Source organism: Runella limosa DSM 17973, from assembly GCF_000482465.1.
Lineage (GTDB): Bacteria > Bacteroidota > Bacteroidia > Cytophagales > Spirosomataceae > Runella > Runella limosa.
The window spans coordinates 685,121-698,439 of record NZ_KI519420.1; the positions used below are offsets into that span (position 1 = coordinate 685,121).

13 protein-coding genes are annotated in these 13,319 nt (G+C 45.1%); 7 read left to right on the top strand and 6 right to left on the bottom strand.

All coding sequences use genetic code 11. The annotated features are described in order from the left end of the window. Positions 1–126: 126 nt before the first annotated feature. From uvrA to K339_RS0112800, 5 genes are all read right to left on the bottom strand, one after another. Positions 127–2,979 (bottom strand): excinuclease ABC subunit UvrA, encoded by a 2,853-nt coding sequence (uvrA, locus tag K339_RS0112780; RefSeq protein ID WP_028523930.1) that lies wholly within the window; start codon positions 2,977–2,979, stop codon positions 127–129. A 39-nt stretch (positions 2,980–3,018) separates the two neighbouring features. Next, positions 3,019–3,405, bottom strand: a complete 387-nt coding sequence (locus K339_RS0112785) for a hypothetical protein (RefSeq protein ID WP_028523931.1) — start codon at positions 3,403–3,405, stop codon at positions 3,019–3,021. Positions 3,406–3,407: 2 nt separating this feature from the next. After that, positions 3,408–3,953 (bottom strand): ADP-ribosyltransferase, encoded by a 546-nt coding sequence (locus tag K339_RS0112790; RefSeq protein ID WP_028523932.1) that lies wholly within the window; start codon positions 3,951–3,953, stop codon positions 3,408–3,410. A 79-nt stretch (positions 3,954–4,032) separates the two neighbouring features. Further along, positions 4,033–7,278 carry a S41 family peptidase gene (locus tag K339_RS0112795; RefSeq protein ID WP_028523933.1) on the bottom strand — a complete coding sequence of 1,082 codons (3,246 nt, stop codon included), beginning with the start codon at positions 7,276–7,278 and terminating at the stop codon, positions 4,033–4,035. A gap of 14 nt (positions 7,279–7,292) precedes the next feature. Further along, complete coding sequence (locus tag K339_RS0112800; RefSeq protein ID WP_157607577.1) at positions 7,293–7,934, bottom strand: hypothetical protein; 642 nt, start codon at positions 7,932–7,934, stop codon at positions 7,293–7,295. Between the two features lie 449 nt (positions 7,935–8,383). Between K339_RS0112800 and K339_RS0112805 the strand changes: the two genes are divergently transcribed. Genes K339_RS0112805 through frr form a run of 7 tightly spaced genes read left to right on the top strand, consistent with a single transcriptional unit; the run spans position 8,384 to position 12,968 of the window. Then, on the top strand, positions 8,384–8,602 hold the full coding sequence (locus K339_RS0112805) for a type II toxin-antitoxin system Phd/YefM family antitoxin (protein WP_157607578.1): 219 nt from the start codon (positions 8,384–8,386) through the stop codon (positions 8,600–8,602). Then, positions 8,599–8,853 (top strand): Txe/YoeB family addiction module toxin, encoded by a 255-nt coding sequence (locus tag K339_RS0112810; RefSeq protein WP_028523936.1) that lies wholly within the window; start codon positions 8,599–8,601, stop codon positions 8,851–8,853. The genes K339_RS0112805 and K339_RS0112810 overlap by 4 nt, the downstream gene beginning before the upstream one ends. Positions 8,854–8,873: 20 nt before the next feature. Next, the gene (locus tag K339_RS0112815) at positions 8,874–10,142 is read left to right on the top strand and encodes an alpha/beta hydrolase family protein (protein WP_028523937.1); all 1,269 of its coding nucleotides are present in this window, start codon (positions 8,874–8,876) and stop codon (positions 10,140–10,142) included. Positions 10,143–10,188: 46 nt separating this feature from the next. Then, on the top strand, positions 10,189–11,091 hold the full coding sequence (locus tag K339_RS0112820) for a DMT family transporter (protein WP_028523938.1): 903 nt from the start codon (positions 10,189–10,191) through the stop codon (positions 11,089–11,091). A gap of 37 nt (positions 11,092–11,128) precedes the next feature. After that, on the top strand, positions 11,129–11,629 hold the full coding sequence (locus tag K339_RS0112825; protein WP_028523939.1) for an acyl-CoA carboxylase biotin carboxyl carrier protein subunit: 501 nt from the start codon (positions 11,129–11,131) through the stop codon (positions 11,627–11,629). Between the two features lie 17 nt (positions 11,630–11,646). Further along, positions 11,647–12,366, top strand: a complete 720-nt coding sequence (gene pyrH, locus K339_RS0112830; protein WP_028523940.1) for a UMP kinase — start codon at positions 11,647–11,649, stop codon at positions 12,364–12,366. Positions 12,367–12,407: 41 nt separating this feature from the next. Next, positions 12,408–12,968, top strand: coding sequence for a ribosome recycling factor (gene frr, locus K339_RS0112835; protein ID WP_028523941.1), 561 nt, complete (start codon positions 12,408–12,410; stop codon positions 12,966–12,968). Between the two features lie 54 nt (positions 12,969–13,022). On the opposite strand, the gene K339_RS0112840 is transcribed toward frr, so the two are convergent. Beyond that, complete coding sequence (locus tag K339_RS0112840) at positions 13,023–13,319, bottom strand: rhodanese-like domain-containing protein (RefSeq protein WP_028523942.1); 297 nt, start codon at positions 13,317–13,319, stop codon at positions 13,023–13,025.

Sequence of the window (13,319 nt, forward strand, 5' to 3'; positions counted from 1 at the left end):
GTCTATGTATCTATAGGTTAAAAAAATAGAGCCTTATTCGTTGCTCCAGGGGAGCTAAATCTTAGTAGAAAAAAATGAATTGTATCTTTATTTGCCTTTTTCTACTAAGATTTAGCCTCGCTGAGGCTACGATAACTCCATTTTCAAAAACTTCCCTGTAAAGCTTTCCTTTACCTTCGCTACTTGCTCTGGAGTGCCTTCGCCGATGATGCGCCCACCGCCATTGCCGCCTTCTGGGCCAAGGTCGATGACGTGGTCTGATACCTTGATGACGTCCAAGTTGTGCTCAATAATCAGTACCGTGTTTCCCTTGTCGGCGAGTTTGTCTAAGACATGAAGTAAATGTTTAATGTCCTGAAAATGAAGCCCCGTCGTAGGTTCGTCCAAAATATAGAGCGTTTTTCCCGTATCTTTTTTAGAAAGTTCTTCGGCCAGCTTTACACGTTGCGCTTCGCCACCCGAAAGGGTAGTAGCGTGTTGGCCAAGTGTAATGTAGCCTAAGCCCACGTCGTTGAGGGTCTGTACTTTACGGTGGATTTTGGGGATACTTTCAAAAAACTCTAGCGCTTGTTCTACTGTCATGTCGAGGACATCGGCCACGGATTTGCCTTTGTAGCGTACTTCCAAGGTTTCACGATTAAAGCGTTTTCCTTTGCACGTATCACAATCGACATAAACGTCGGGCAAAAACTCCATTTCGATTTTTTTCATTCCCGCACCTTCGCAATCCTCACAACGCCCGCCTTTTACGTTGAACGAAAAACGCCCAGGTTTGTAGCCGCGAATTTTGGCTTCGGGAAGCTCGGCAAACAACGTACGGATTTCGGAAAATAAGTTGGTGTACGTAGCAGGATTGGAACGCGGTGTACGTCCAATCGGCGATTGATCCACCTCAATTACTTTGTCGATATGCTCCAATCCTTCGATGTTTTTAAAGGGAAGAGGCTCGCGTTTTGAATTGTAAAAATGGCGGTTGAGAATGGGGAACAACGTCTCGTGAATGAGGGAAGATTTACCACTGCCACTTACGCCCGTTACACTCACCATTTTGCCAAGCGGAAGTTTGAGCGTTACATTTTTGAGGTTATGCCCCGTTGCGCCTTTCAACACAATGGCATTACCGTTTCCTGCGCGACGTTTTTTAGGAATTTCGATGGCGCGGCGGCCACTCAAAAAGTCGGAAGTAAGGGAGCCGTTCTCAAGAAACTCAGCGGGAGTTCCGTGTCCTACCACTTGCCCGCCGTGGCGACCCGCGCCAGGGCCGATGTCGAGGATGTAATCTGATTCGAGCATCATGTCTTTGTCGTGTTCGACGACGAGGACGGTGTTGCCCAAATCCCGTAGTTTTTTTAGCGAATCAATCAGACGAACGTTGTCGCGTTGGTGCAATCCAATACTGGGTTCGTCCATGATGTAAAGCACACCCGTAAGCTGCGTCCCGATTTGAGTGGCCAGACGAATGCGTTGCGCTTCCCCACCCGAAAGGGTTTTCAAAGGACGGTTGAGCGTTAAATAATCCAAGCCCACGTCCAATAGAAAGCCAACTCGCTTGCGAATTTCCTTGAGCACTTCACGGCCAATCAACCGCTGACGTTCGGTGATACGGTCTTCCAGTCCGTCGTTGATCCAGCGGCTCAATTCGCTAATATCAGCTTCGGCTAGTTCGGCAATATTTTTATCCCCAATTTTAAACCAAAGCGCTTCTTTTTTCAAGCGGGCTCCTTTGCAATCGGGGCAGGTATTGATGTGCATAAAATCCTTGAGCCATTCCTGAATTTTCTCCGTTCCGTTTTCTTGCTGACGGCGCAAAAAAGGAATAATACCCTCGTATTTGGTGTTCCATTCGGTACCTTCGTACTTTTTGGAAGGTACGGGTACAGGCTCGTCGGTGCCGTTGAGCATAATGTCAATGGCCTCGGGGGGATACTTTTCAATCGGGGTATTGAGGTTTACCTTGTAAGGTTTGAGTAATACTTCAAGTTGTTTGAATATCCACAAATCACGGTACTCGCCGATGGGAGCAATAGCGCCCTTGCTGAGGCTGAGGGTTTTATCGGGTAAAATACTTTCTTCCGTAATTTCCTCAATCACCCCCAGTCCTTGGCAAGTAGGGCACCAGCCGTAAGGGGAGTTGAAAGAAAAACTGTTGGGCGCAGGGTCGTCATAACTGATTCCCGACTCAGGGTCCATGAGGTTTTGGGAGAAATAATGCACTTGGTTTTTGGCATCCAAAAGCATCATTACACCTTTACCTTGCTTGAGGGTAGTCCCTACCGATTGGCTAAGGCGAAAACGGTCTTCAGCTGATGGAATCAACCGATCAATAACAATTTCGATGTCGTGAATTTTGTACCGATCGAGTTGCATTTTGGGCGTAATCTCTTGCACTTCGCCGTCCACCCGCACTTTGGTGTAGCCTAGTTTAGCAATTTGGACAAACAATTCGCGGTAGTGCCCTTTCCGTCCTTTGACAACGGGGGCGAGTAGAATAGACTTTTGATTCTCAAACTGACTGAGAATTTGGTCGATGATTTGGTCTTGCGACTGCTTAATCATCGGCCGCCCCGTGGCGTAGCTGTAAGCATCGCCTGCTCGGGCGTACAAAAGCCGCAAAAAGTCGTAGATTTCGGTTACTGTCCCGACCGTAGAACGGGGATTGCGCGAGGTAGTTTTTTGTTCAATGCTGATGACAGGACTGAGCCCTTCGATTTTGTCCACGTCGGGGCGCTCCATGTCGCCCAGAAAACCACGAGCGTAGGCCGAAAAGCTCTCCATGTAGCGACGTTGGCCTTCGGCATAAATGGTATCAAAAGCAAGGGACGATTTACCACTGCCGCTGATACCCGTCACCACCACGAGTTTATTGCGGGGAATGGTGACGTCGATATTTTTTAAATTGTGTTCTCGGGCCCCCATAACCTCAATACGGTCGTGGCCTGTGAGTTCGATGTCTGTTAAAATAGGCTGATTGTTCTCCATGAATTGGTAACGCAAAACGAAACCGTAAAGTTACCAAATCTATTGGGAGGGCGTATTGGAGACTAGCTTTGTTTCGAGCGAAGATTGAAATTTTTTGTGTAAACGCCACTCGGGAGTAGTTGTTAACTCGTTTTCGTTGTTGACAGTTGCTTCCGCTGTAGGAAGGGATGAATTTGAGGTTTGGGCTTCGAAGAAATCTTGAAGCTGATCTAACAGATTAATCAAACGAGCCTTCGTATGTTTTGATAAATGTTTGTCTCTCAACTTTTGTTTTACATCATTCATAAAATCAATAAGAATCTCTCTATTAATACGCATGTCGGCTTCATCGTAACTTTCTTGGTAAGAAATACGCAGCGATTCTAAGAGAGTATGAGAAAACAAATCAGGCTTTTCTTCCTTAGGTTTGTGGGCAAGTACAGCCATAATCAAATTTCGTAAAGTACTACATTTAACAAGTTACCACGTTCGTCTTGCAAAATATCAACAACTTCAAAAGAGGTGTTACACCGAAAAAGTACTTCACGTTCATTTTGAGAGTCGTTTATCCCAAAGTTAGCAATATGTTCAATCATTTTACCCGTCTTACTGTAAATTTTTACCGACGTTTTACCAAACATATTCGCAATCTGTTTACTCCTGCTTGATGAAAAAAACTGCCTTTTGGTTATGACCTGACCGTTCGCAAATGCGCTGATGTATATTTCTGCCTGCATTTTTGATAAATCTTCTCCTCTGTAAACAACTCCCTCATAATCTGGCAATTTTGACAAACACTCATTAAGAAGTTGAGCAAACAGTGGTAAGTTCTGGCCTTGATTTAACCGCAGTAGTTCATTTACATCTTCGTATCCAGTGTCAGAATATTTGTAAATAATTGCTTTCTCAAAATTTGTAAGTAAAGGCTCTGGTTTATTTTTTACCAATTGAATCTCTTGTTGTAAATAAACCGTAGCATATTCCTCTACTGTCATATTGTAATTCTTATTGTTCAAGAACCCTGTTGACGGTACTTAATTAGGTATGGTAACAGGGTTCTTGAAAATAATTTTTCTACTTCACCTCTTTCACCAATTCTTCTACGGCACGTTCTAGCTGCTGGTCTTTGCCTTTGCCTACTACGTCGTACTCGTTAGAAACCTTGATGTTGGGTTCGGTTTGGGCGTTTTCTAGGTACGTACCCGCCATGCTTTTCACTCCCACGGGTGGCACGCCCCAACGAATGCTTGGGTCTTGCAATGTTTCCCAACCTGCAAACGTACAAGTGCCTGGTACGGGCATCCCGACGAGCTTATTGAGTGAAGCCGCTTGTGTCATGTGGGCATAACAGTGGCCGTCGGAATAGTTGGCTTCGTTGGCCAACGAAATACTCGCTTTACTCCAACGATAGCTTGGTTCCGAATAAATGACACGTTTGTCGGTGGAGTTGTACATATACGTTTTACCCGAAAAGAAGGTCGCTAAATCCGATACCAAATCGCCGCCGCCGTTGTTGCGGGTATCGACGACAATGCCTTTTTTGAGCGCATATTTACCCATTACTTCGTCGTACGTAACGCGGAAAGGGCCATCGGCCATGCCAGGAATGTGAATGTATCCCAGTGTTCCGTTGCTCTGTTTTTCTACTTCATCTTGATTGCGGCGTACCCAGCGTTTGTACAACAATTGGCTTTCCTCACCCACCGAAATGGGTTTTACCACTACTTCACGACGTGCTGTACCTTCAAGCAAGGTCAGTAAAACATTTTTGCCCGACTTACGATTCAAAAACTGCGCATAGTCACGGTCGGGGGTAAGGGTTTCGCCGTCGATGGCTTCGATGATGGTTCCTGCTTTGATGTTTAAGCCTGCTTTGTCAAGTGGACCGTCTTTTATTACTTCTTCTACGCGCATTCCCGTGCCTGTAAAATTTTGGTCGTAAAAAACACCCAACGCAGCCGTAGCATCGGCTCCCGCAGTTCCTCCTCCAAAATACGAAGCGCCTGAGTGTGAGACGTTAAGTTCTCCCAATAACTCTGAAAGCAATTCCGAGAACTCATAGTTATTCCCGATATGAGGAAGGTGTTTTTCGTAATCGGGTTTGTAGCTATCCCAATCAACGCCGTGGAAAGTAGCCGTGTAAAAGGTAGTTTTGGTACGGCGCCATACGTGCTCAAACATAAACGCCCGTTCGGCCGCTACGTCGAGGTTCATTTCGCCGCTGATGCCAATGCTTTCTTGTTTACCAGAAGTAGGGTCAATTTTAGAAATTCGCCCGTCGGAGTTCAAGAAAATAGATTTCTGCTCTTTGTCCCACACCATGCTGCCACCGCCGTTGGCATTAAGTGCCACGAGCTGTTTGGTTTCGCGGGTGCGTAGGTTAGTGCTCCACAGGTTATAACCTTTTTCAAAGCGCGAAAGATAATAAAGCATATCGCCGTCTTTGTTGATAAGGGCATCCGATAAGTTGGATGAATGAATGGTCAAACGGGCTTTGCGCAATTCTAGCCCGTCGAGGTCAATCACCACCGTCGAATCTTTCTTGGCATCTTTCTTTTTGGTCGTATCGGCTTTTGCTGCTTTTTCTTCTACTTCTTTGGCCAAAGCAGCCTCTTCTTTGCTCAATTTAAACTTGTCGAAAGCGGCTTGGGTGAAAAACATCGCATAAACGTCTGATTGAGAATTACCACCCTGTGAAAGGCTTTTTAAACCTTCGCGGTTGCTAAACCACAACATAGCTTTTCCACCTTGTACCCACTTTGGACTTTCGTCTTCAAAACCACTTTGGGTAAGGTTGGTGATTTTACCTTTGCCGTCGGTAGAAATAAGACCCACTTCACCTTCGCGAAGGTTGGGGATTTTGTAATCAAACAAAAACCATTTTCCGTCGGGGCTCCATTGAAAATACTGGTCGTGGTCGCCCCACGAAAACAAGTCTTGGTTGGTCAGAATTGTACGGGTTTGTTTGGTGGCCAACGTTAGAATTTTGAGCGTCGCGCGGTCTTCAACAAAGGCGACTTCTTTGCCGTCGGGAGAATACTTTGGTAGGTAATTTTCTTTCTCATTCGCAATGAGTTCGCTTTCTTTCAATAAAGTCGAAGCATAGAAGTACGGTTCTTCTTTGCGACTAATGCGCGTCTCGAAGATTTTCCAACGGTTGCCCCGCTCCGATGAATACACCAAGGCTTTTCCATCGGGTGAAAAACTTACGCTCCGCTCTTGGCCCGCGCTGTTGGTGATGCGTTTGGTGATACCGCCTTCCACTGAACTGACAAACACTTCGCCGCGAAAAATGTAAGCGACTTCTTTTCCATTGGGTGAAACGGCCATGCTGCTCACCCCACCATTAACCGAAAGTACGCGGTCGTTGTTGGCGCGAGTATCGGCTGCAATAATAATGTTGACCTTCTTAGGAACTCCCCCTCCCTCAACAGAGGAGGGGCTAGGGGTGGGGTTAAGTGTAAAAATGTCGCCATTAAATCCAAAGCAAAGTACTCCGTCGTTAGCACGGCTTAAAAAACGCACAGGGTGTTTTTTGAACGAAGTAATGGCTTGGGACTGAGCCGTATTGTCCAAAGAAAGTTTGTGAATATTAAACGAACCATTGGCTTCGCTTAGGTAAAAGAGCGTTTTGTCATCGCTCCAAACGGCATTACGGTCTTCGCCCGCGAAATTGGTGATTTTGGTATGTTTCTGGGTTTTGGTGTCATACACCCAAAGGTCTCTTGCGATGGCAGACGTGTGGTGCTTACGCCAACTGTTTTCCCCACCTTTGCGGTCATGATAGACAAACTTGCTGCCGTCGCGACTGTACTTGACGTCTTCAGCGGGAGTGGTCAGGAGTTGTTTTACGCGGCCTCCGTTTATTGAAACACTGTACAATTCGGTCATGTAGCCCGCAGGGTACTGACGGTTGGTGGCCAAATCTTGCCGAGCACTTCCGAAAATCACGTTTTGATTATCGGGGCTAAAATCATAAGGAAGTTCATTGGCAGAATGGAACGTAATGCGCTTGGCTTCCCCACCTTCTACAGGAATGGTGAATACATCGAAGTTGCCGTGGCGGTCGGAGGCAAACGCAATCCGTTTTCCGTCGTGCGACCAGACGGGCATGTAGTCGTGGGCTTCGTGAAGGGTGAGGGGGATTGCTGTCCCACCCGAAGCAGGGACTTTCCAAATGTCCCCTTTGTAGGTAAAAACAATGGTTTTCCCATCGGGAGAAATGCTAGGATAGCGGAGCCAAGAAGGGGGTGTTTGTGCGTGGCTCAACGTACTCCATACCACTAGACAGAGCGTAGAAAAGTTAAAAATGTTTTTCAATGGACAAATAAGGTTTAATGATGAAATGTAAATGGGAATAAAAAAGGGCCTAACCAGAAAAACCAGCATAAATATCCTAATAGACAGGCGATACTACCAAAAAAGAGCAAAGAAATTCGCTGAGATAGCGACCAATGGTTGAAAAGAATCTTAAATCCCCAATAAATGTATAGGCAAATAAGAACCACAGAAACGCCAAATTCAATACAGCGGTAATAATAAAAATTGCCCAAAATAGGCAACGGAATGGCCATAAAACGTTGTTTATGTTCCAAAAACCAAAAAGGGCTGTGAACAAAATTAGCTGCCCATACTCCCGTAAAATGGACAGCAGGAAAAAATAAAATAGCTCCTAAAAGTAAGTAGTAAAAATGCTGAGTACGGCCTCCTTTGTTACTTATAAAATATCCCAATAGGGCGAGGGTGGTAAAGATTATTCGCATCATAAAAGAGCGTGCGACATGCATCCAACTGTGAGGAGGGCAACCTAACACTCCAAACGCACTAGGCTTTGAGTCAGTAAATCCGATGATGCATCTGTCGAATGCTAAAAATGTACAATTGCTAAAGATAAAATAGAGGGTAGGTGCAACAAAGCAGATAAGTATTATTCCGTAAAGTTCTCTTTTATTGTGAAATAGTAGCTGAGTGTTCATAGATAAGCATAGAAACAAAGTAGCCTCAGAGAGGTGACACCTTAATAGAAAAAGAGAGCAAAAACCTCCAAAAAGCCCCATCGGGGTGACACCTTTTACCTTTTCTACGAAGATGTAGCTCCTCTGGAGCAACAAATTGTGGCTTTTTATTTTGTGATGTGTTGAACTTGGCGGGTAAATGGTTATGAATCAAAGGTAAAACAATAGATTAACTTTGGTAAATTGTTAACATATTTTAAAGGTTATTTAGGTTGGCTTGTGAAGCTTCCCCACTGTGTTTTCCAATGCCGAGTTGAATATTCTGCTGTGTTTACCTAAAAATGTAAAAAAGATCCTGCCTTTGTCAGTATCAATTTTACGGGGAATCACAGTGCTCAAAAAGACGATAACAGCTTAATTTGGCGAAGCTACTGCTAGAACTTATATTTGTTTACCAAACAATTATGAAAATGAAAATTGAGTTAGAAGTTCCTGACCATAAGGTAGCTTTTGTAATGGAGTTGTTGACAAGTATTCCATTTATCAAGGCGAAACTTTCTTCAAAAAAAGCAAAACAGGATACAACTGAGTATTTATTGAGCTCGGAAACTAACAAAGAACGTTTACTTGCTGCGATTGAAAGGTCAAAAAATGGCGAAGTTGTTGCACATAACCTCTTAGAAGAATGACGTTGTCATGGGATAGAGAGGCATGGGAAGACTATGTTTTTTGGCAACAAGTTGATAAAAAAGTACTAAAACGCATTAATGACCTAATCAAGGAATGCCTTCGGACTCCATTTGAGGGGAAAGGTAAGCCAGAAGCCCTGAAGGGTAATTTGAGTGGTTATTGGTCACGTCGTATAACGGATGAACATAGACTTGTCTATGAAGTGAAACAGGATAGTGTTCATATTATTCAGTGTCGTTTCCATTATTGATACTGTAAAACACATAACCAATGAAACAGATAGCTATGGCCTTGGTGCTTGGGTTGGCAGTGGGGAAGGTAGTTGCGCAAAAAATCCCCGTCAATTACGACGAAAGTCAAATGCCAACTTACACGTTACCCAATCCATTGAAACTTTCCAATGGGAAACCCGTGACGTCCGTTTCGGTATGGGAAAAAACACGTCGCCCCGAATTGCTCAAGCTGTTTGCGGAAGAAGTCTATGGAGTGAATCCTTTCCCAAATACAATCAAAAGTACGGTGGAGGTCAAAACCATAAACGAAAATGCGTTGGGCGGAAAAGCTATTTCCAAACAAATTACCCTACGTTTTCCAACCATTTCGCCTACTGCGGCGCTGAATGTTTTGTTGTATTTGCCCAAAAATGTAAAGAAAGCACCAGCGTTTGTCAGCCTCAATTTTACGGGGAATCACAGCACTACCCACGAAAAAGATATTTTAGTCACCGAAAATTGGGTAAACGCAGGGTTTGATAAAAGCTTTGTCAATAACCGTGCGACCGACGCCTCACGCGGCATTGCCGAGCGGCGTTGGCCCTACGAAGCGATTATTGCCCGTGGTTATGCGGTGGCTACGGCCTATTATGGTGACTTAGAACCTGACCACGCCGAAGGGTGGAAAACAGGAATTCGAGCGGTGTTGACGCCTGAGCAGCGCGAAAAATGGAGCGCGCTGGGTGTATGGGCGTGGAGTATGAGCCGCATGGTCGATTACTTGATTGAAAACGAGGGGCAAATAGATGCCAAAAAAATCATTGGCGTTGGGCATTCGCGCATCGGAAAAGCGACTTTGTGGGCGGGAGCGGAAGACCCACGTTTTGCGGTGGTGATTTCCAACGATTCGGGCGAAGGGGGAGCGGCATTGTCTCGTCGATGGATAGGCGAGACCGTCGAACATCTTAACACGCAATTTCCCCATTGGTTTTGCGCCAATTACAGAAAATACAACAAAGCGGTGCAGGAAATGCCCGTTGACCAACACGAATTGTTGAGTTTGATTGCTCCCCGACCGCTCTACGTCGCAAGTGCGTCAAAAGATGCCTGGGCCGACCCGAAAGGAGAGTTTTTGAGCGCCGTAGAAGCAGGAAAAGTGTATCAATTGTACAAAAAAACGGGTACGGGCACGTCCGAAATGCCTGCGGTAAATACGCCTGTTGGTCAAACAATCGGTTATCATTTGCGCGACGGAGGCCACGATATTTTGTTGTACGACTGGGAACAATACATGAACTTTATCGACAAGCACATTAAAATCCAATAAACCCACTATTTTTGCAAAATAAAAAATCAACTAAGCTAAGTTTGTCGTGGACGATTCTTCTAAAAATCCTTTGCAAGCGTGGATTTTACTGATTCTGGTAGCCCTCACGTGGGGGACGTCCTTCATTTTAATTAAAAAGAGCTTAGGAACGTTTAGTGTTACGGAAGTGGCAGCGGGGCGATTGTTTTTAGCTTCGCTTTTTTTTGTGCCTATCATGCTCAAAACCCGTAACCAAATTCCACTCGACCGTTTTCCGTTTCTATTGGTATCAGCATTGATGGGTTACGTGATTCCTGCGTTTTTGTTTGCCAAAGCAGGAACGCGCCTCAATAGCTCGTTGTCGGGAATGCTCAATTCACTCAGCCCACTTTGTACGCTGGTGTTAGGCGTCTTATTTTTTGCCCAACCGCGCCGCCCCATGCAAATCGCGGGAATTGTGCTGGGGCTAATGGGGTCATTGTTGCTAATTTTATCCAATCTGACGGGCACTATCAACATCGCAGACCCTTACGCGTTCCTGATTTTGAGTGCTACGCTGATGTATGGCGTCAATATCAACACCATTGCGTTTCGGTTGAGCCACTTACCTGCTTTGACCATGACGGCTTGGACGTTTGTGTTTATCGGCCCTATTTCATTGATTGCACTGTTTACCACTGATTTTTTTACCAAAGTAACAGCGCCCGAAAACCTGCAGCCTTCGTTGTATTTGCTGGCGTTGGGGGTAATAGGTTCAGGATTGGCGTCAGTGTTGTTTAATCGGGTGGTTCAATTGGCTTCGGGACTGTTTGCATCGTCGGTGACGTACTTGATTCCGATTGTAGCGATTGGCTGGGGAATTATGGATGGCGAGCGAATTAGCTTTCAACAATACCTGGGAATGGGGGTAATTTTAACGGGTATTTATTTAGTAAATCGCCGAGTGAAATCCTCGGCAGTAGAGTCGTAGGCACATTCATCTCACAATTTATAAACTACCTAGTACCATGTTAAAAGTTATCATCAACGAACAACAAGCTTTTGAAGTAGAAACAAAAAACGAAACCACAACGCTAAATGGGCAACCGTTTGCGTGGGATTTGGTGGCGTTAGACAATGGTCATTTTCATATCATCAAAGACGACCGCTCGTTTAATGCCGAAGTAGTAGAAGCCAACTACGCCGATAAGAGTTTTAAAATAAAGGTAAACGAAACCATTTATAACGTAGCTGCCAAAGACCGTTTTGATCTTTTGCTGGAACAAATGGGGATAAACAACAGCACCAAAAACAAAGTAAATAACCTCAAAGCGCCGATGCCAGGGCTGATTTGGGACATCAAAGTGCAGGTAGGAGATGTCGTAAAAGCAGGCGATGTGGTGTTGGTATTGGTCGCAATGAAAATGGAAAACGCCCTCAAATCCTCAGGCGATGGCGTGGTAAAAAACATTAAAGTCAACAAAGGCGATAGCGTTGACAAAAACCAAGTACTTATAGAGTTTGAATAAACCGATTTCATCATATTATGCAACAACCTAAATACAAACGTATTCTCCTAAAACTCAGTGGTGAAGCCCTCAGTGGCCCCGATAAAAAACAAGTCATCGACTTTGACGTTCTACAGCAGTTTGCCCAAGAAGTAAAAACAGTGGTTGATGCAGGCGTTCAAGTTGCGATTGTGATTGGAGGAGGAAATATTTTTCGCGGTGCTTCGGTCGAAAAATCGGGCATTGACCGTGTGCAAGGAGATTACATGGGGATGCTTGCAACCGTCATCAATAGCATGGCGATTCAGAGTTCGCTCGAAAAACATGGCATGTACACCCGTTTGATGTCGGCCATTAAAATGGAACAAGTGGCCGAGCCGATGATTCGCCGCCGGGCAGTACGTCACCTTGAGAAAGGACGGGTGGTGATTTTTGGTGCAGGAACGGGTAACCCTTACTTTACAACTGACTCGGCAGGGGCGCTTCGGGCGATTGAAATCAACGCTGATGCCGTATTGAAGGGAACTCGGGTAGATGGTATTTACACGGCAGATCCTGAAAAAGATCCAACAGCGACGCGCTACGAAAAAATTACGTACGATCAAGCCTTGACAGAAAACCTAAAAATTATGGATTTGACGGCTTTTGCGCTTTGTAAAGAAAACAACTTGCCAATCATTGTTTTTGACATGAATAAGCCTGGAAATCTCTTGAGATTGGTCAATGGTGATTCTGTCGGGACGCTGGTATCGAATTAACTTTAGAGCATAATTATCAATAGAATAACGTAAATCAACCAATGGAAGAAATCGAATTGTATCTCGACGATGCGAAAGATACGATGGACAGAGCCATCAAGCACTTGACGATCGAGTTGTCGAAAATTCGTGCGGGGAAAGCTTCCCCTAACATGCTAGACGGAATCCAAGTAGAATACTACGGAGTGATGTCGCCTATCCAAAACGTGGCTTCGATAACCACCCCCGACGCACGTACGATTGCGATAAAGCCTTTCGAGAAAAAGATAATTGGAGAAATTGAGAAAGCGATTCGTAATAGTTCGCTTGGGTTGTCGCCCAACAACGACGGCGAAAACATTCGTTTGAGCATCCCGATGCTTACCGAAGAACGTCGCCGCGATTTGATGAAGCGAGTGAAGCAAGAAATCGAAACGGCTAAAGTGAACGTTCGTAACATTCGCCAAAGCACCAATAACGAGCTTCGCAAATTGACAAAAGAGGGAGTGTCGGAAGACGAAGTAAAACGCGCCGAAGAACGCGTACAGAAACTGACCGATGGTTTCGTGGCTAAAATCGAAACGATTTATACCGCCAAAGAACAAGACGTAATGTCGGTATAAAACAAAAATGGGGAGCTTAACGCTCCCCATTTTTTGTATGGCGTACGGCGAAGCTTAGTCAAGTTCGTTGTAGGCAAGAATACCACCAATTACGTTACGAACATTCGTAAAACCTTGGCTTTGCATAAAACGCTGGGCGGTTTCGCTTCGCTTGCCCGAGCGGCAATGTACCAATACCTCCGCCTCTTTGAGGTGGTCGATTTCAGAGAGGCGATGCGGAAGATCGCCCAATGGAATCAACAAGCCTCCAATGTTATCGGCTTCGTATTCGTAATCTTCGCGGACATCAATGAGGTTGATTTCTTCGCCGCTTTCGATGCGTTGTTTTAGTTCTTCTACTGTAATATCCAT